The organism is Paenibacillus lentus (genome assembly GCF_003931855.1).
Classification (GTDB): Bacteria; Bacillota; Bacilli; order Paenibacillales; family Paenibacillaceae; genus Fontibacillus; species Fontibacillus lentus.
On sequence record NZ_CP034248.1, the window covers coordinates 983,162 to 1,002,366 of the forward strand.

Sequence of the window (19,205 nt, forward strand, 5' to 3'; positions counted from 1 at the left end):
CATGTCCATGGAATCATTTCTTATGTTAAGCAAATAATAACGTTTACCATATTATAAATTTAACTGCCGCCTTCGTCTATTACAGACGGTCAAATACCTGCTTTTGTGCTCGGTTTATCACTATTATGTTAACAACAAAGGAGCCTTCCTTGGATTAGGAAAGCTCCCTTGTGATTTTAATTATTCCCGTGCAGCTGCACGCTCTGCTAATTCAATGGCTCTCTTAACCATATTGCCGGCATCCTTTGCCTTAATGCCTCCCCAGCCTTCCTGCTGGACGGTGTCATAGAATCCCAGATCCTTCGCAAGCTCCACTTTGAGCTCCTCCGACATTACACTGCGCCGTCTCCGCGCCATGGCATGCCCCTCCTTACAGGATGATGGATGTAGGAACATTCGTTAGTATGCACTGACTATAACCCTTCATACGGCGAAATACTTGCCAAACCGGATGCTAAAGAGACAAAAAAAGAAAAAAACGGCTCCGCAGGTTGCGGAAGCCGTTTGCTAACTAATCATGATGCTCACTATTTAATATACGTAATCCGCATCTCGTTGTCGCTGTTATCGTCACAAATCATCACTTCAACGGATTCGGTAAGTATATCGGCATAACTGTAAGACACTCGCTTAAAGGTCTGTTGCTCTTCATCCAACTTCACGATAAAGACAGATGGATATGTCTCCTCCAATACGCCGGTACGTTCGACGGTCTTACGGCGACCACCGTTTGCACGCAGCATAATTTTCTGTCCTACATAAGCGTCGAGACTATGCTTAATTTCCGACAGCGTATTTTTAGCCATTGCCTGTGACCACCTTCTTTCTTTGTCCATTATACATAAAAGACGGGCGGTTGTCAAATGCAAAACAAATAATTATATCAGTCCGAAAAAAGTATTGTCAACGATTTTTTTTTCGACATATTTCTGATCACCAAAAAAGTAGCTTAAAAATCCCAAAAAAACAAAAAAGCACCTAACGGTGCTAATATAAGAAAACAAAATAATCGCGACCAGTTTACATGGAAGGTACTACCTTCAACGTTGCTAAATCTTTGAGCTTCGGCAGTCCGATTCGGTAGCTGCCCCGCGTCTCGATTCCGCCGACCCCTTGCGTGCCACTGATTGTATTATTTAATATATCCATCATATTAATGGTATCACGGATAGAGGTAAAGGACATCTTCGCGGCAACATATACCGGATCCAGCGCGTGAATAAGCACGCGAGAGGGGGAACTGGCAAAATTCGCTCCAGCTTGCAGCAATGCCTCAAAATGAGACTGGCAGGCCCCTGCAACTACAGTTAATGCATCAAAGTTACGCTCATACTGTCTTGCCGCCTGGACGGCTTCAACAAAGTGGCTGGAGTTCTTATAGCTCGTCAAATTGTAAAGATCCGCTTGCGGACGGTTCTTTAGAACGCCATCATGCCCAGTTATGACGACAATATCCGGCCGAATGCCGGGAAGCAGGCTGTATAAAGCGCTAGCCATCTGCGATTCCGTCACGTAATAGCCATGAGCGGGAACCCGCAGCTTCTCGTACAAATCAAGACTCTTCTTCAGATATCGTTCATCCCCGTCCAGATGCAGAACCTTTCCTGGAACTTCGAAATAAGACGGCTCACTCTGTGCGTACCATAATTGACTTAGAGTAGCTTGATTGCGTTCGGTTTGCTCTTGCCGATCCCGGTGCAGCCGTTTAAGCGACTCCGTGGCCTTAATGCGCGCTCTCTTCGCCTTCTCCGTTGGCGAGGCCGGATCGACCTTCACGAGATCATGTAAGGGTGCATCAGCCAATAGCCGAAATTCCGTCCCCTTGATCATAGCTTCATTACGCTGTATACTCTCCACCCGGAATGTCACATCACCGCCGTATGATTTCCGGACGACCAAGTCTCCCAAGTTCGTCAAATGAATCACCTCTACCCTAGGGTATGGGCGAAAGCCGGGATTGGTTACTTCAATTTCTATTATTTAAGCCCGGCTGCATAGAACACATTGCTAAGTACGGCATATTCCTGCAGAGATAGGGTCTCGGCCCTACGACTTGGTTCTATGCCCGCTTCAGCAAGGAGCTGTTCCAATCGTTCTCGGCCTTCCTTTGGGAAAAAGCGGCTTTTTAAGTTATTCGCAATCGTCTTCCTTCTTTGAGCGAACGAGGCATGCACGACGTCAAAGAAGAAATCCTCATCCTCTACCGAGACAGGCGGCTCCTTGCGGACACTTAAGCGAATGACCGCGGATTCTACGTTCGGTTGGGGAATAAACACCGTATGCGGCACAACACAGACGAGCTCCGGCTCGCTGTAATACTGCACGGCAATGCTGAGGCTGCCATACTCCTTCCCGCCTGGGGAGGCAGCCATGCGCTCCGCAACCTCCTTCTGGATCATCACGACGATATGCTCCAGGGGCAGCCCTTCCTCCAGCAGCTTCATCAAAATCGGCGTGGTAACATAATACGGCAGATTCGCCACAACACTGACGCCAGACACGTCTTTAAACCGCTGCTCGAACAACTCCTGCAAATGAAGCTTAAGCACGTCTCCATGAACAACATTAACATGCGGGTACGGCTCCAGCACCTCCTCCAAAATAGGAAGAAGCCGCTGGTCAATCTCCACCGCGGTTACTTTGCCTGCCTGCTGCGCCAGCTTCTCTGTTAGCGCACCGATGCCAGGCCCGATCTCCAGAGCCCCCTTAGTCTTGTCCAGACCAGCGGCGTCAATGATTTTGGCTAGTATATTCTGATCAATCAGAAAATTCTGACCAAGGCTTTTCTTAAATGAAAACCCGTGCCGTTGGATAATTTCCTTCGTTCGGCGCGGTGTCGATATGTCTCCTCTATTCATCATACGTCAAACCCCTTCATCCTCCAGTTGAGCCAGCGCAGCTGCAAACTCCTCCCGGCTAATCCGAAATACGGTAAGCCGCTTATATAGCTGCTTGCCGTTACAATAACCGATACCTAGCAATTCACCGATCACACGGCGTCTCGCGGCGGCTGACGGGTGAACGATCAATCCGGCGTCTATTAAGTCTTCCCAATCGATAAGTTTATCATCGGTCTCGGCAGGTACAGTTTCCGTATGCACACGCGCTAGCGCCTCCCGAATGGCTTCAGGAGAAGCGTTCTCCACACCGATATCACCACGGCGCGTAGCATCAGCCTCCCGTAGGAAGGCATGCTTGCAGCCGGGGACCTTGTTTGCGACGATTTTCCGGATGCGCTCCCCGGCATGGTCTGGATCGGTCAGAATGATGACCCCTCGACGCTCCTGAGCCAATGCAATTTTGCGCAGCACCGTCTCATTGACGGCCGAGCCTCCAGTTTCGATCGTATCGGCCTTTACGGCCCGCTTAACGGCGACGGTATCATCCCGTCCTTCCACGACAATGACCTCTTTGATCATGAGAAATTTACCTTCTTCCTCATACGCAAAAAGAAGAGGACTTCTCCTCTTCTTTACATACCTTTTTCATTTATCTATAGTATCTTATTCCCTTTACAAAGTAAAACAGGAATTAGTTCAATTCTGGTTTATTTGGCCCGATCACATAGACGGTACGTCCTTTTTTGCGACCGAAGTTTTTTGCTGATTTCAGACTATCGAAATAAACGTCCATCTTATTGCCCTTAATGGCGCCGCCTGTATCTTCGGCTCTACGGAACCCAATGCCTTCGATATACACCCACCAGCCCATAGGTACGACGCTCTTATCCACGGCAATCGTTCTGCCTTCCGTTACACGAGTACCAGAGGCAGTCTTCGTGCCGATCCCGTCCTCCTCGGCGGAATAAGCGGTTAATGTGACGTTTTTAAGCACCTTTTTATATTTAAATGAGACGCCGCCTTTGGTTGTCGTTCCGCTGATATCCACTTGATCCTTAGTACGAGTAATATTAGCGGCAAGCACAGCCTCTGGCTTAGGCTTCGTACCGACAGCAACCACTTTATCCTGAGCCTTCTTCTCAATTTCTTTGCCCAGCCAATGCTTAGATACGAAATTTCCGTCTTCATACACTTTTTCAACGTGATGAACAACTATTCCCTCATTGCCCTGCTGAAGCACCTTCGTCTGTCCCTTCTCCAAATTAGGATCAGAGGTCTTAATGACATTGAATGGCACTGTCTCTTTGGTCTGTACCGTATGCTTAGCTACACGTACCACTTTAATCTTGAGATCGGAAGTAACTTTACTGCTTAGCTCCGGGGTTACTTTATCATCTGGATTCAACTTAATACCAAGCTCATTGATAATACCCTGCACACTGGATTGAGTCGTTAAATGCGATTTCGTTGCACCGTCCACGCTCACCTGGACCGGGACCGCCCTTACGATAACGATCCGATCTCCCTCTTTGAGAGAACTTTCGAGCGAACGCGATATGGTATCGCCTTGACTCAGCACGATAGAATGTTCATCCAGTACTTGATTTACTAAAGATTTGCGGGTCTCGATCTCTTGAATCTCCCCGTCCACCACTAAATAAATGTTCTTGCTGCTGCCATTCAACCAAATTAGAATGACGATAATCGCTGCGACAGTTAACAGAGTAACGACCGATATTTGACGTAGATTCTCATGCTTCCATCGTAATGCGTAAGACATACTGGATGAGCGCGATTCATGGGTCTCTTCTTTCTGGAAAATGCCCACTTTCCGTCCTCCTTCATAGTCCCGCCCTAGGTCATGCATGATTAAATGTTGACGTGACTATTTCCGTTTTTTACGAAATGCTAGAGGTTCAGCATCCCGCATCCTGACCCAGTCTGGTCGGCATTAGTCACCTCCTGTTATAGAACAGTATGATGACCCTATTACAATTATTCAAAACAAAAGAAGCCGAAAGAAAGAGTTAGAGCAACTCTTTCGTGGCTTCCTGAAGTTCTAGGTGTAATAGGTGCACGAAGTTGCCTCTCTTGACACGCTTACGAGGTTAGCTGTCGGGTTCGGACGAAGAGAGCCGCCCTTTCTCAGTTCATTCGCTCATGGCGCAATGACCTCGAATTCACCCCAAAGATCCTGCAAAGAAATCAAATACGGCAAGATGTCTTCGTTGACTGTATGAAGAATAGTTCATCAAGACCGTATCCGGTTCCCCCGTTCTCCGAAATGGAGACTCAGCGAGACTGGTTCATGGAACATGATTCGATGGCCGCCTCAATACTTCAAACTCGGCCAAATCGATCACTGAAAAGATTCTATCCTGTTTTGATGCATGTTGTAAAGGACGAATCAAGAACGTTTTCTTAAGAAAAAGGTTAAAAAAATGTAATAGACTCGGGGTTTCAGATTAAAATGTATTAATCTTTCCTGAAATCTCTTCTTTTCACCCCTTTTCCTCCCGTTTTCATCGTATGGAAAATCGTTCCATTGCATTTCGAGTTGTAATTTCTGCAATTTCCTGGAAGGACAACCCTTTTAATTCAGCAGCCGCTTCAGCCACTAAATGGACATAAGCGGATTCATTTCTTTTCCCGCGATAAGGATGTGGTGTCAGATATGGAGCATCCGTCTCAAGTAATAAACGATCGATTGGTGTTTGCTTCAACACCTCTTTAGGCTGCTTTGCATTCTTGAACGTAATCGGGCCTCCGAAGGACAAGTGAAATCCCATATTTAGACATAATTTGGCGGTTTCCCAGCTTCCCGAAAACGAATGCATTACCCCGCCGACTTCATGCGCCTTCTCTTCCCGTAAAATCCGAACCGTATCCTCATGAGCGTCACGGTTATGAATAACGATGGGCATGCCAAGCTCCCGAGCCAAACCGATTTGCTTACGAAATACGGCATGCTGCACATCCTTTGGTGATGTATCCCAATAATAATCAAGACCGATTTCCCCAATAGCCACAACTTTCTCATGACGACACAATTCAGCAATCCAGTCCAGATCCGCTTCTTGCATCGTAATGGCATCCTGGGGATGCCAGCCGATGGCAGCGTAAATGAAATCATAGTTCTCGGCCAGCTTCATCGTGGTAGGGATCGTCTCTCGATTAAAGCCGACATTAATCATGCGCGTAATCCCCTGCTCCACCGCGCGAGCAATCGTTTCCTCCCGATCCTCGTCAAATTGCTTCGCATCCAAATGTGTATGTGTATCTATCAACATAGCAATCTCCTCCTAAATTAACGCTCCTGGCCAAAAATCTGCGACAATTCCACAGGCAGACGATGCCAAACGGCTTGCATTTTATTATGCGGATAATACAAATAAAATTTGCCCCGCTGTATGCCACTAATTGAACGAACAATATCCGAAACCTCCGATATTTCCACCAGCCGCTCCTGCTTGTCCAGCAGTAAAATTTGCTTCCCGCGAAGCTCCTCGTCAGGACGTGACACATCATAGGGCAAGTCGGTTGGAAAATCAATTTCCAAATCATATTCCGGATTTAAGCCTAATTTTCGGAATTCTTCGCGAATTTCTTTTATTTTCTCCAAATTAAACGATTCAAGTTCAACATATTTGTACAATTTGCGATCCATAAAACGGGTGCAAAGATCGGAAAGCAGAGCATCCTCTTCATTTTTCCACTGCATAAAAGCCGTTTGAACTAAAGCTTCATCTAATAGCAAGTATTGCTCTACCGTCAAATCTGAATTGAACAATCCGGGTAATGGTTGTGGCAGGAACGAAAACTTATACCCTTCAGCATATAATTCTTTAGCCCGCCGAAAAATTTGCCGCAAAATAATCTCTGAGCTCCGTGTCACCGGGTGGAAATAAATCTGCCAATACATTTGATAGCGGGACATTAAATAATCCTCTACGGCATGCATGCCGGTCTCCTTGACGACAACCCGTCCTTGATAAGGCCGCAGCATTCGCAATATCCGATCCATATCGATCGTCCCATAATTAACGCCCGTAAAATAAGCATCCCTAAGCAAATAATCCATTCGATCAGCATCAAGCGGGCTAGTCACTAAGTTAACAACAATTTCATTAGCATAATCCTTCCGAATGACTGAGGCCACTTTTTCCGGAAAATCCTCACCCATTCGCTTCAGCACCTGCCCTACTTCTGTATCTCCCAGCAAAATACGGCAGGTCCAATCTTCATGATTCATCTCAAATGCTTGTTCAATAGAGTGAGAGAAGGGACCGTGACCCAAATCATGCAGTAGTGCTGCACATAAAGCAACAAGACGTTCCCCTTGAGGCCAATCCGGATAATTATTTCTTTCAAACTGAGAAATGATTCGTCGCGTGATCTCATATACTCCTAAAGAATGAGAGAATCGGCTGTGCTCTGCCCCATGGAAGGTTAGATAGGAGGTGCCTAGCTGACGGATCCGACGAAGCCGTTGAAATTCCTTCGTATTAATAAGTAACCAGATCAATTCATCCTGAACATGAATATAATTATGTACAGGATCTTTGAATACCTTTTCTTCGCGAAGGTTATGCATAGTTAATTCTCCTTGTTTTCAATTTTTTGAAACTAAAAGAATTCAACACTTTAAGTTTTGTCGAGAGATCAATATGGTTTGTCGAATTATGTCTAATATCGTCATATTAAGTCTTGTAAATATGTCGAATGCTTAAAAAGCCCGGTATAAAAGCGATTTTTCGATGGCCTGCATGCATTTCTGTCTTTAATTTAGTAATTTAACTGAACTCTACCATAAATAGGTTGACTGTTTTGGGAAACGTTGGTATTATAAATATCATAAAAGATAGAAGTTTGTCGAATTATGACGCTTTATAATTAAATTCAAAATTTTTTGCGAGAGGGGTATCATCAGTCATGATGAAATCAACAGGTATTGTTAGAAAAGTAGATGAATTAGGTCGTGTAGTTATTCCTATCGAATTGCGCCGCACACTCGGAATCGGAGAGAAAGATGCGCTTGAAATTTATGTAGACGGTGAGCGTATTATGCTTAAAAAATACGAGCCTGCCTGCATCTTCTGTGGCAACGCTGAGAACGTAACTTACTTCAAAGGTAAAATTGTTTGCCATGAATGCCTCACAGAAATTCCAACACCTGTGACAAATTAAGAATTATAGTATATAATAGACTTACTGAATCTGTTAATTCTAACCTTTTTCATATCTCCTTGGTGCCTTCTTCGGCTTGAACCCGGCCGAATGAAGGCTCCCTTTTTTTTCCTTTACCCTATTTTATGCATCATTTGCATGCCCAAATAGCTTGAAAACCGTTAATTCCGCTGTTATATCAAGGACTGATATATATCCCTCTTGGAAACCCCCCGGTCATTCGCTGCCTTCTTCATTGCCTCCTTTCGCGGCACCCCCTTCTCTTCATAATGTTTCACATGCTCAACAATGGACATAGTCTGCCACCAAGCATTCCGTTTTTCTTTAAGCTGCTCGGGATCGGCTCCTTCCACTACAATACAGTATTCTCCCATCGGCGGATGCTGCTGAAGCCAGTCCAAGCAATCTTGAATCGTCCCCCGAGCCATTTCTTCAAATCGTTTAGTAAGCTCACGGGCCAAGACAATCCTTCGGTTCCCCCAGGCGCTAAGCATCGACTCTAAGGTCTTGATTAGACGATGTGGAGATTCATACAGCAATAGCGTACTCTCCTCCTCACTTTGCAATTGCAGAAGATCATCCCTCTCCCGCTGCTCCCGGGGAAGAAACCCGATAAATTTAAATTTTTCCGTAGAAAGACCAGAGACGATTAGAGCCGATAAGGCAGCATTAGCTCCGGGAACGGGTACAACGGCTATTCCGGCCTCGATCGCTAGCCTCACAAGGTCGCTTCCAGGATCAGAAATGGCTGGCAGACCTGCATCGCTAACGAGTGCCAGGTTTTTTCCTTCTATTATAAAGCGTATAAGCTCTGGGCCGCTTGCTAGTCGATTATGATCATGGTAACTCACCAGCTTACCCGGTGTAATTTCAAAGTGGGACAGCAGCTTTCTCGTCTGTCTGGTATCCTCTGCAGCGATAATGTCCGCCTCACGCAATGTACGAACTGCACGATAAGTCATGTCCTCCAAATTACCGATAGGTGTGGCGACGAGATAGAGCGTGCCATAGGCCTCTTGATGACCTGATTGCTCCACAAAACTCTTTTGAACCTTTACACTCATGCTCTTCCCTCCTTAGATCCATAATATATTTTGAAGATCTCTTTACAGTATTCCCCGTTCTCTTCATACACGATAAGCGGCGGAAGCACTCTAACGTCCGGCTTACCGTCCCGCAGCGCTTCGATTAATACCATATTCGCTTCCATACCCGCCCGTGGATGAACAAAACGAATAACCTTAGGCTCTAACCGATACTGGCGCAGAAGCGTCAGGATCTCCCCCAACCGCTGGGGCTTATGCACCATCGACATCTTACCGCCGGTTCTCAGCAGCCTCATCGATGAACTGATTACTTCCTCTAATGTGCAGTGTATCTCATGCCTCGCAATCGCTTGATGCGGATTTAACTTTAGATCACCACCGGTTAGCGGCATGTAAGGTGGATTCACCGTTAAGGCATCGTATGCACCGTGTCCCGTCTCCTGCACAAGCTCCCGCAAATCCCCCTCCCGTATTGTGATCCGGTTCTCCAGGTAATTCAATTCCACGCTGCGCTGAGCCATATTTGCAAGCCTGGGTTGTATTTCTATGCCCTCAATCTGAGCTTCAGTACGAGTAGACAGCAGCAGCGGAATGACGCCATTCCCGGTACATAAGTCGATAATTCTGCCCCGCTTCGGTACAGAGGCAAATCTTGCCAACAGCACTGCATCCATGGAGAAGCTAAATACCTCGTCGCTTTGAATGATTCGTAATTGATGCGTCAGAAGATCATCCAGCCTTTCTTGCTCATACAATGGAACTTCTTTCGGAATTTGAGTCATTGAATACTCGCCTTTCTATATAAAGGTCATTTATGAATGTTTCTGTAAATAGCTGATTGAAAAAAAACCGTAGGAAGCTCCTACGGCTTTACTCATTTATTCAGAAAAGACAAACAGAACAGGCAATCGCCTTCCGTTCGTAAATGTCCGTAATACACGTTGCAAATGTGGAATCCCTCGTGATACAGACGTGCGAGATTATCATAACCTTCCCCGACGATATCGATGGCTTCAACCGCTTCCTTGCCTTCTGGCAAAGAGGAATCGGCTTGATCTGAAGACGGCGACGGAAGGCGACCTTCAGTAGTCTCCCGCTTTAATATTTTGCGTAATTGCTCGTTCTCCAGCCGAAGCTGCTGATTCTCTTCCACCAGCTTCTTCACCTCTAGCATCAGCTTGCTCAATTCGCCGTGAACGGTTCCCATTTGTGCATCCAGCGCCTGTATATGCGTAAAAATATCTTTGTTCTCCAAGTTCCCACCCCAGAGTCATCTCTAAAGTCTATCTTGAAAATCCATTACTTAACGACAACATCATCTAAAGGAAGTTCCTTGACTTTGCCTATTTCAAATAACTGCACATGAACCGAACGCGAGCCCGCATTCAGCCCCACGACTTTCCCTTCGCCAAGTGAAGTAACCACCATCTTACCTACCGATGGCAATTCTTCCTTCACGCTTTCATAGTTATCATGCTCAAATTTCAAACAGCACATCAGCCTTCCACAAAGTCCGGAGATCTTTGTCGGGTTAAGCGACAAGCTCTGATCCTTAGCCATCTTGATCGATACAGGCTCAAAATCGCCCAACCAGGATGAACAGCAGAGCACCCGCCCACAAGGGCCTATTCCGCCGAGCATCTTTGCTTCATCCCGTACTCCAATTTGGCGGAGTTCGATCCGGGTACGGAAAATACTCGCTAAATCCTTAACAAGTTCACGGAAATCAACTCGGCCTTCAGCTGTGAAATAAAAAATGATTTTATTGCGGTCAAATGTAAACTCTACATCAACCAGTTTCATTTTGAGATCATGATCTCTAATTTTATTTAAACAAGTGGCAAAAGCGTTCTTTGCCGCAAGCTTGTTCTCTTCCACAACACGGGCATCAGTATCGTCAGCAATCCGGATCACCTTCTTCAGCGGAAGAACGACATCTGATTCCCCAACCTCCTTCTTCCCGACGACAACCTTACCGTATTCGATTCCTCGCGCCGTCTCAACGATGACGCTCTGTTCCTTCTCAACTGGAAGCTCCAGAGGATCGAAATAATATATTTTGCCCGCTTTCTTAAAGCGAACACCTACTACAGTGTACAAAAACTTACCCCCTCGTCTAGCACTGGCACTAACAAATATGTGACCTTCCAAATAAATCCCTTGTTTTTGCATGGGAGAAAGTTTACTGCAAATCCCGGTGTCATCATGTCGGGCTTCTATTTCTCTATTGGTACCCCCCAACACCGATCAAAAACTGCTCAACGCAGAGCTGGCCATTCATATTCTGTCTAAGCTTCTTTCGGCTATCCGCCGCGAGCGCCATCGCCTGAACCCAATACTCCTGGCTCCGGCTTGAAGCATGTCTGTTGATAAAATCCAGCTCATCTATAAAAACGATTTGGTCATGTCTATGATAGAGCGCAAGGAGCATGTCCTTAAACCACAAATGGAAAAGATTAAATAACATGTCCAAATGGTCGCTCAGACCTGCCTTGAAAATAATCTGCTGCGCTGTAATTAAAGGAGTCCCGCCACGTCCTGCGGATTCCTTCCCTAATTGTAACACTACGTTTCTAATTTCTGCAAACCAATTCTGCTGCAAAAGCTCACGGCACGGGCCTAATCCTGCCGCCAAGTGAACAGCGCATCGCGATAGGGTGGGTGAAAATCCCTCATTCGATAAAAATTGGAGCATCTGTTCTGGATCGAGCGGGGTAAATGGCACCCATTGGGCCCGCGATTGGATCGTCGGGAGTAAGGCTCGGCCATTATCCGACAATAATATAGCGACTGCCGGAGACGGCGGCTCCTCCAGAAACTTCAGCAAACTATTGGCTGCCTGCACCGTCATTTTTTCTGACTCGTCAATAATATATGCCTTCGGATTTCCACTTTCCGATCGATATGAGAAAATCCGCTGCAAGTCGCGGATTTGATCAATCTTGATAGTTGAGCCCTCAGGGGCGATATAATGAAGATCAGGGTGATTGCCATGCAGCACCTTGCGGCATTCCAGGCATTCCCCGCAAGCATCGTCTTCATGCTCTGTACAGAACAACGCCTGGACAAATGCCATCGCCATCGCCTTCTGCCCGCTTCCCGGGGGCCCGCTGAATATATAAGCATGTGATATTTGATTGCGGCGAAGCCCGCTCTGAAGCAGACCTTTAGCCACATCCTGACCAATAATTTGCTCAAATGACATTTGCAATTCTCATTCCTTATTGAATATAGTGCAAATTCAAAATAAAAGTTCAAAAAGTTGGTTTCGCAGCCTTTAAAAAACGAGATTGATTAACATACCTCTGATCTCGCCTATCTTCTGAAGCAGTTCAATCTTCCCTTGCTCTGTTTCAAGCAACTCATCAGCCATCTCCAGCAATGCTGCATCGATTTCATCTAATAGTTTGTAGCGCTTCCCCCGTCCGCGACGATCCCATCCTCGGGAATCCTTCATACCCACACCACGCCGCACCGTATCCTCCATAAATCTTTTGACGAGAAGACGATACGCCTTTAATTCACGAATGGTCATAGAACGTGCCAGACGGTCGCCTTGAAGCTGAATTTCTTTGAAACGGCGATTCAGTTCTTCCTGGGAAGCTCGCTCTCCCTGCTGCTGCATAACGTCGGAGAAAGTCTTGGATTGTACTGGTTTTGCAGGACCATCATTGATCCCTAACCCACTGTTCAACGGCCTGAACCCCGGATCTATCTTCATTACATTCACAGCCTATCTTCAATTTATTTCAAAAATAATCAACCTCTAGAAATGTTCGAAACGGTCTACCGGCAGAACGAAGACGGTCGCTCCACCTACCTGCACTTCAACCGGCAGCGGCAAATACGAATCGGTGGTTCCGCTCATCGGCGTCACTGGCGTGACAAGCTGTTCACGAACTTTGCAACTGCTGCGGATGACATTCAATACGGATTCTACCTGATTATCATCTACCCCGATCATAAACGTCGTATTCCCCGCCCGCAAAAATCCGCCGGTACTTGCTAGCTTCGTCGCCCGATAGTTCTCCTTCACAAGCGCACTGGATAGACGATTGCTGTCTTTATCTTGGACAATCGCAATGATCAGTTTCATTGCAGCCCCTCCTCGTATTTAGAATAAAATATGACTGGTTCGCATCCGGCCTTACGAAACCGAATACAACTATATTTGACAATCACACTGCAAATTCCTTTAACGCTGCAAAAAGATACCTCTTCATTTCTTCACTGACCTCTTCCAATGTTCTGGAAGCATCGATGGTAACTATCCGCTGTGGATACATCTGTGCAGCGATCCTGTAACCTTCCCTCACTTTATGATGGAACTCCAGGCTCTCCATATCCAGTCTGTTGACCTCGCGTCCTTCTCCTGAAGCGATCCGTGCGAGTCCCTCTTCCGGCTCGATGTCCATATAGAATGTCAAATCAGGAAATCGGCCGTTCATCGCAAAGCTGTTAATGGCCAGTACTTCTTCAATGCCGAGGCCCCTGGCATGACCTTGATAGGCAAGGCTGCTATCAATAAAACGATCACATAGAACGATGATTCCTTCCTCCAGCGCAGGCTCCACCTTCTCCGTCAAATGCTGTCTCCTCGCCGCCGCGTAAAGCAGCGCTTCGGTTCTTCCATCCATTGCCGTATGCTCCGGCGCCAGGATGACCTCGCGTATTTTTTCTGCAATAACGATTCCTCCGGGCTCTCTTGTTGTCATACTCGGAAGCCCCTGCTCCAGAAGCATTGAACTTAGCAACTGCAGCATGGTCGTCTTGCCTGATCCTTCCCCGCCCTCCAGCGTTATAAACAATCCTTTACTCTTCATCGGTACTCCTGCCTTTTGTTTGCTCTTTATCATATTGCTTATAAACGAAAATAGTTTTAAGTTGAGAGTCCGCAGCTCCCTGACATTTCGCTCCAGATTGGCGCAATCCCTTCAAACGATTCATCGTTCTTTCCGAAATAGCCTCTCCTGGATAAAGCAGGGGAATACCTGGCGGGTAAGGAATGATCATTTCCGCAGAGATTCGGCCCATACTGTCTTCTATACTAACCGCCTCTATTTTCTCCTGAGATTGCGGCTGCATAGAGAAAGGCACCAGAACGGATACCTTCTCTTCCATATCAGCATCAATGTTCCACGTGGAAACTGACTTTGAGATAGAAGATACCTTATCCTTCTGCCCATACTTATGCTCTCTCGTGTACCCTAACTGTTGCTGCTGTGACTGTTCTTCTTGTGATTGTGATTTTGCTTGTACTTGTTCTTGTGCTTGTGCTTGTTCTTGAGCTAGAACTAGTGCTTGTTCTTCTTGTTCTTCTTGTTCTTCTGCTTCCTCTTCTGCTTGAGCTTGTTCTACTGCTTCCTCTTCTGCTAGTGCTTGCTCTTTTGCTTGAGCTTGAACTTGTGCTTCTGCTTGTACCTGCTGCCCAATTCCATGCTCCTGCTTCTCTCGTGCGCAGCTCCCAGCGTGAGGATCATTGCTGCATGACGGCGGATCTAGCTTACTGTCTAGGTTGCCGTGATGATCATGCCTGTTCTCCAGCCCGGTTGCAAACCCGTTGCCTGCCTCATCCACCATCCTCTGCAACGCATGATATAAGCGCTCAGCATCCTCCATCGTCGTTCCCAGGCTCAACGCCAGAACTACGTAACGCTCATCGCTCATCTCCGGTATGCAGCCTGCTGTCTCCAACTTCTGCTGCAGCTCATAGCCACTCCAACAGCCAGCCGCATCATAAAGAACAAGTTTGAACGGATCTTGAGTAGTATATGCAGCATCTCCTCCGCTGGCGCCTATCTCAAGAATACCAAACCGGCGCAATGCCGTTTGAATCGTATGGCGGAGCCATTCTGCCGCTGCAAGACCCTCGTTAAAAGCGTCTTGGCCCTGCTGCTCCAGCAAATGGCGGCTTAAATCAAGCGAAGCCATGATCGGATAAGATGGGCTAGAGCTCTGCACCATCGCGAGCCGCTGACGCACCAGACTGCGGTCGAGCAAGCTGCCCTGCACATGCAGCATCGCCCCCATCGTAAGGGCGGCGAGCATCTTGTGCGTCGACTGCACGACGCCATCAGCGCCTTGGGCTAACGCAGACACCGGCATAGCCGGGTGCAGCCCATAGTGCGCGCCGTGCGCCTCGTCGACGAGCAGCGGCACGCCGTGAGCGTGGCAGAGCTCCGCAAGCTCTGCCAGCGACGCGCCCATCCCGTAGTAGTTCGGGTGCGTGACGAGCAGCCCTTTGGCGCCGGGATGCCGGCGCAGGGCCTCACGCACCGTCTCGATGGACGGGATGGTGGCGAGCCCGCTTGCGCCATGTATTTGCGGCGCAAGGAACACCGCTTGTGCGTGCGCGAGCATAAGTCCGTGAATCACGGATTTATGCACATTGCGCTGCACAAGCAGCACGTCACCTGGAGCGGTACACACGCTCAGGATCAGTGCCAGGTTGCCGGCTGTACTGCCGCCGACAAGAAAATACGTCTCCTCCGCTCCGAATAAAGACGCAGCATGCTGCTGTGCTTCCTTAATCACTCCCTCCGGATGGTGAAGATCATCTGTGCCGGTAATCTCCGTCACATCGATTCCCATGAGCCCGGTCAATTCTGTCATAGAATCGTAACTGCCGATCCTATAAGCTTGGCCATTTTTATGGCCCGGTACGTGAAAAGAAGCATGATTCGCCTTTTTGTATCGAAGCAGGGCTTCGTATAAAGGAGCCCCATGCTTCACATTGTCAGACATATTTATCTGGCCCTTCCGAATTATCTTTTATTCCCCTCCTATAAAGGAGAGTGAAACCTATAGTATGAATAAATAAGCCATCACTTCATTTTAACGCTACTCTCCTGCTTAGGGCAACATAAAAGGACCCACCATACATAACTAGTGGATCCCTACCTATACATATTACGCATTCTTCTGTACCCATATCTGCTTCATTCGATGAATAAAGAAATGGTACTTTTCTTCCTGCACATCTGTGTGAATCATTTCCGCCTCACAAGCATCGCATATAAATTCGGACACAATATGAATTCCTTCCAACTTGTGCTCACCACATATAATACATGTATTATGCGCATGTTCGTCCATCCGCAATCCCACCTTGTTTATTTTACTATCAGTATGACACATGTTCTATTATTTTAAACCCTTTCATAGTACATTACTTACTATACATGTATATGCAACGCTGACTGCAATGGTGTTTGTACGGAATAAACGTAAAATATTCTTTTTTTCTGCCGATATATTAATAAGAGCATTCCTGAGTAAAAGGATTGTCTATTTTATTTTTCCAAGGAGGGTTGAGTGTATCGATGCCCGCTGAATCCGGCACGAACGCAACATTTTACCATTACCGACTTCTTAAAAAATTGGTAATTCCCAGAACACTAGTCCATAGTTTGCTGACTCTACCTTTAATTTGGCTTGCAGCAGAAATTGTCCTCTTCAGTTGGACAAGCATATTTTTCTTTCTACTGGCCATACCAGTTGCACTATGGATTCAATATGTCATAGCCCGATCTGTATTAGTCATTATTAATAGCACTTATCGGAAGCGTTGGCGTTTCACCCGACGTTTGCCTTGGATCGGTTATATGCCGGATCAGTATGTTGCCTATTCGGTATATCGACGTGTGCAAATACACACCTCTTGGATTGGATTAATTATTGTCGCAATTATGATCCCCTGGTCTCCAATGTCATTTGCATTTTCCTTGTTCTTCTGGCACGTCTGGAGCATGGCTCTACGCCTTTACCCTCTTTTTGGCTTTAAAAACCAACCTAAAGAAGGCATGATTAAGTTCAACGAAGAAGACATTTCATATTATATGCCTTAGAATACTCCTGCAAGCATTATAGTTAGAAGCTTATCAGACCCCAATGTTTTGCATTCTTTGCTTCGCTATTTAAAAAAACCTGTTTCCTGCAGATCTGCAGGAAACAGGTTGATCATTAAAAGCCTACATCCATATACTTCATATTCTTTAGAGCTACGGACTACTCTCCAATCCTTGTATTACGGTTTTCTTATCTTGTTTCGGCACCAGCACAGTGAATGAATTATCATGAATCGTTAATTGAACGATGGCCTTATCTTTCTTATATACGCGTGTTGTCCCTGAATTCTGATCTTCTTGTTCCGTCCAACCCCATTCATTAATCGCTTGCTGATATTCCACAGGCACACTGCTGGATTCATTAATTCCCGATAAAGAGTAATGGACATAGTCCATTCTAGAATTGTTAAGAGCAGTCTCCGTAATACTAGCTTCCTTTGGGACAGGAAAGCTCTTTTCCACAGCAGAGCCCTCAAATTTCGTCCAAGAAGGTGTGGAAGATGCACAGCCTGTGATGACGAGCAGCATCATCCAGACTAACCCCATGAAGCATAAGGAATATCTCCTTCCTCTTAGCCGCATGTTTTATTCCTCCTGACCTACCTACTATCTAATTTGTCTAATATTAACAAAAACACCAAAATATAATTACAAAGATAGGCTAAATTTCCTAAGCGAGAAACTACCATTCTCATTATAACGCCAATCACGATCATGTCGGTAACAAAAAGGTTACATTCAAATAAAGAGTTTCATCCAATTTATAGCGTTTATCTTTTGGATAGTTTAGCATTAGCCTTAGTTTGGAGTTTGACAATATTTTGGCAGTAGTATTGGTATTGGTATTAGTTTGGCGTAGCATTAGTTTAGCCTTCATAAGCATCAAACTTAGCAGTAGAAATTAGCATTAGACACTGAGCCCTCGTCAGAAATAAAATGCCTTCCTTCAATCCATTATGATATTTAACAGCCATGCTGTTTGCCGCTTATCTCTTATATTCTACCTTTAAGAAAAGGTCTCCTGCTGCCAATAAAAAAGTCAAAGGAAGAGGAGTAATTCGATATTTTTAAGCATTAAAGGGTGTATACACGCAAAAGAAAATGACTTTCTACTTTTCCATCTAAACATAGGATACTGTTTTTCCACCCTAACTTCTGAAAACCAGCGGAACATTCAGCATTTCAAAGGCCCTTCCCTTCCTGTCTTTAGTACAACTCGTTCGAGCATCCGTTTTATAGATCCGTTTATGGAAACTTGAAGCTAAATGCATTTTATCAGACTGTTGAAAAAGCCCCTATCTAGATCACATTACCGCGTTAATTTGGTATAATATAGGTAATATATTGAAAGTGTGGTGTGCGAATTGCCTAACATTCAACAAGATAGAAATCAAATTGAATTGGTTAGTATAGATATGCTTGTACCAAAAGATCATTTACTACGAATCATTGATGAAAACGTAGATTTTTCATTTATTACCGAGATGACTGTGTTTTGCAAGTAGAAAATGCTTAGTTTTGCAGCCAAAAGTGCTAAACCCACTTGCCAGCATCAAAGTTACATAGGAATTCGTTCCATTGCTTGCTTGAAGCGGAAGCTCTCACCTGTGAAGGAAAGAATATGAGCATGGTGCACCAGACGATCGACGAGTGCTGACGTGAGTTTGGTATCGCCGAATATCGATGTCCATTGACCAAACTCTAAGTTAGATGTAACGATCACACTCTTTTGTTCATAGCAATCCGCTATCACGTTAAATAATAGTTCAGAACCGGTTTGGTTGAATGGGACGTAACCAACCTCATCAAGAATGAGCAAGTCAACTTTTCTCAACTTATCTCGAAATCGGTTAAGTGTTCCCGTCGTAAATTTCTCCTGAAGCATGGCAACTAAATCGGAGGCTCGGTAGAACTGCACCGCATTGCCACGGCGACAAGCCTCCACACCCAATGCCGTTGCCATATGCGTCTTGCCTGTGCCTACGGCACCCATTAAGAGTAAATTCTCCTTGCGCTCTAACCATTCCAATCCCTGAATTTTCTCTGGACTGCTGCCGTTCGGAAAAGTGATATGGTCATAGGCATACCCCTCAAAGGTCTTAATATGCGGAAATCCTGCCTGCTGGACGAGCTTTCCCAGCTTGGCACGGCGGCGTCCGTCCAGTTCCGCACTTAGAATCTGTTCCACAATGCTTCGAATCTCTTCATTTTGTTGAAGCGATACATAGTCCATGACATGGGCCAATCGTAGCTGCCGACATAAATTGGCTAATTCTGTTGGCATG

Annotated in this window: 22 protein-coding genes and 1 riboswitch; of the genes, 2 read left to right on the plus strand and 20 right to left on the minus strand. The window is 45.9% G+C overall.

Going from position 1 to position 19,205, the window contains the following annotated elements; translation table 11 throughout:
* Positions 1–180: 180 nt before the first annotated feature.
* The 8 genes from EIM92_RS04500 to EIM92_RS04535 form a co-directional block, all read right to left on the minus strand.
* Positions 181–357 (minus strand): small, acid-soluble spore protein, alpha/beta type, encoded by a 177-nt coding sequence (locus tag EIM92_RS04500; RefSeq protein WP_125081660.1) that lies wholly within the window; start codon positions 355–357, stop codon positions 181–183.
* Between the two features lie 170 nt (positions 358–527).
* On the minus strand, positions 528–806 hold the full coding sequence (gene veg / locus EIM92_RS04505) for a biofilm formation stimulator Veg (RefSeq protein ID WP_110930530.1): 279 nt from the start codon (positions 804–806) through the stop codon (positions 528–530).
* A gap of 214 nt (positions 807–1,020) precedes the next feature.
* Entirely contained in the window at positions 1,021–1,917 is an 897-nt protein-coding gene (gene yabG, locus EIM92_RS04510; RefSeq protein WP_125081661.1) for a sporulation peptidase YabG, read from the minus strand.
* Positions 1,918–1,976: 59 nt separating this feature from the next.
* Positions 1,977–2,861 carry a 16S rRNA (adenine(1518)-N(6)/adenine(1519)-N(6))-dimethyltransferase RsmA gene (rsmA, locus tag EIM92_RS04515; protein WP_125081662.1) on the minus strand — a complete coding sequence of 295 codons (885 nt, stop codon included), beginning with the start codon at positions 2,859–2,861 and terminating at the stop codon, positions 1,977–1,979.
* Between the two features lie 3 nt (positions 2,862–2,864).
* On the minus strand, positions 2,865–3,419 hold the full coding sequence (rnmV, locus tag EIM92_RS04520; protein ID WP_125081663.1) for a ribonuclease M5: 555 nt from the start codon (positions 3,417–3,419) through the stop codon (positions 2,865–2,867).
* Between the two features lie 112 nt (positions 3,420–3,531).
* Positions 3,532–4,668: a resuscitation-promoting factor gene (locus EIM92_RS04525; protein WP_125081664.1), complete on the minus strand. Its 1,137-nt coding sequence runs from the start codon at positions 4,666–4,668 to the stop codon at positions 3,532–3,534.
* 253 nt (positions 4,669–4,921) lie between these two features.
* A riboswitch (cyclic di-AMP (ydaO/yuaA leader) is annotated at positions 4,922–5,148 on the minus strand.
* Between the two features lie 214 nt (positions 5,149–5,362).
* Positions 5,363–6,130, minus strand: coding sequence for a TatD family hydrolase (locus EIM92_RS04530; RefSeq protein ID WP_125081665.1), 768 nt, complete (start codon positions 6,128–6,130; stop codon positions 5,363–5,365).
* A gap of 17 nt (positions 6,131–6,147) precedes the next feature.
* A complete protein-coding gene (locus tag EIM92_RS04535) occupies positions 6,148–7,434 on the minus strand; it encodes an HD domain-containing protein (protein WP_125081666.1) in 1,287 nt (428 codons plus the stop codon).
* 338 nt (positions 7,435–7,772) lie between these two features.
* Here EIM92_RS04535 and EIM92_RS04540 point away from each other — a divergent pair, with 338 nt between their 5' ends.
* A complete protein-coding gene (locus EIM92_RS04540; protein ID WP_019640040.1) occupies positions 7,773–8,027 on the plus strand; it encodes an AbrB/MazE/SpoVT family DNA-binding domain-containing protein in 255 nt (84 codons plus the stop codon).
* A 173-nt stretch (positions 8,028–8,200) separates the two neighbouring features.
* Here the strand turns inward: EIM92_RS04540 and rsmI are convergent, their stop codons facing one another.
* From rsmI to EIM92_RS04590, 10 genes are all read right to left on the minus strand, one after another.
* Entirely contained in the window at positions 8,201–9,091 is an 891-nt protein-coding gene (gene rsmI, locus EIM92_RS04545; RefSeq protein WP_125081667.1) for a 16S rRNA (cytidine(1402)-2'-O)-methyltransferase, read from the minus strand.
* Positions 9,088–9,855: a tRNA1(Val) (adenine(37)-N6)-methyltransferase gene (locus tag EIM92_RS04550; protein ID WP_125081668.1), complete on the minus strand. Its 768-nt coding sequence runs from the start codon at positions 9,853–9,855 to the stop codon at positions 9,088–9,090. The genes rsmI and EIM92_RS04550 overlap by 4 nt, the downstream gene beginning before the upstream one ends.
* A gap of 92 nt (positions 9,856–9,947) precedes the next feature.
* Complete coding sequence (locus EIM92_RS04555) at positions 9,948–10,328, minus strand: initiation-control protein YabA (protein WP_125081669.1); 381 nt, start codon at positions 10,326–10,328, stop codon at positions 9,948–9,950.
* Positions 10,329–10,372: 44 nt separating this feature from the next.
* Positions 10,373–11,173 (minus strand): PSP1 domain-containing protein, encoded by an 801-nt coding sequence (locus EIM92_RS04560; RefSeq protein ID WP_125081670.1) that lies wholly within the window; start codon positions 11,171–11,173, stop codon positions 10,373–10,375.
* Between the two features lie 124 nt (positions 11,174–11,297).
* On the minus strand, positions 11,298–12,278 hold the full coding sequence (gene holB, locus EIM92_RS04565) for a DNA polymerase III subunit delta' (RefSeq protein ID WP_125081671.1): 981 nt from the start codon (positions 12,276–12,278) through the stop codon (positions 11,298–11,300).
* Positions 12,279–12,350: 72 nt separating this feature from the next.
* Positions 12,351–12,794, minus strand: a complete 444-nt coding sequence (locus EIM92_RS04570) for a YaaR family protein (RefSeq protein WP_125081672.1) — start codon at positions 12,792–12,794, stop codon at positions 12,351–12,353.
* Positions 12,795–12,839: 45 nt separating this feature from the next.
* A complete protein-coding gene (locus EIM92_RS04575) occupies positions 12,840–13,169 on the minus strand; it encodes a cyclic di-AMP receptor DarA (protein WP_125081673.1) in 330 nt (109 codons plus the stop codon).
* Positions 13,170–13,251: 82 nt separating this feature from the next.
* A complete protein-coding gene (gene tmk / locus EIM92_RS04580; RefSeq protein ID WP_125081674.1) occupies positions 13,252–13,896 on the minus strand; it encodes a dTMP kinase in 645 nt (214 codons plus the stop codon).
* Complete coding sequence (locus EIM92_RS24595; protein ID WP_125081675.1) at positions 13,886–15,817, minus strand: aminotransferase class I/II-fold pyridoxal phosphate-dependent enzyme; 1,932 nt, start codon at positions 15,815–15,817, stop codon at positions 13,886–13,888. Before EIM92_RS24595 ends, tmk begins: the two co-directional genes overlap by 11 nt.
* A gap of 165 nt (positions 15,818–15,982) precedes the next feature.
* The gene (locus EIM92_RS04590; protein WP_125081676.1) at positions 15,983–16,168 is read right to left on the minus strand and encodes a sigma factor G inhibitor Gin; all 186 of its coding nucleotides are present in this window, start codon (positions 16,166–16,168) and stop codon (positions 15,983–15,985) included.
* 227 nt (positions 16,169–16,395) lie between these two features.
* Between EIM92_RS04590 and EIM92_RS04595 the strand changes: the two genes are divergently transcribed.
* Positions 16,396–16,920 carry a hypothetical protein gene (locus tag EIM92_RS04595; RefSeq protein ID WP_125081677.1) on the plus strand — a complete coding sequence of 175 codons (525 nt, stop codon included), beginning with the start codon at positions 16,396–16,398 and terminating at the stop codon, positions 16,918–16,920.
* Between the two features lie 153 nt (positions 16,921–17,073).
* Here EIM92_RS04595 and EIM92_RS04600 read toward each other — a convergent pair whose 3' ends face one another.
* Positions 17,074–17,502, minus strand: coding sequence for a hypothetical protein (locus EIM92_RS04600; protein ID WP_125081678.1), 429 nt, complete (start codon positions 17,500–17,502; stop codon positions 17,074–17,076).
* Between the two features lie 976 nt (positions 17,503–18,478).
* Entirely contained in the window at positions 18,479–19,204 is a 726-nt protein-coding gene (gene istB, locus EIM92_RS04605) for an IS21-like element helper ATPase IstB (protein ID WP_125081065.1), read from the minus strand.
* Position 19,205 lies beyond the last annotated feature (1 nt).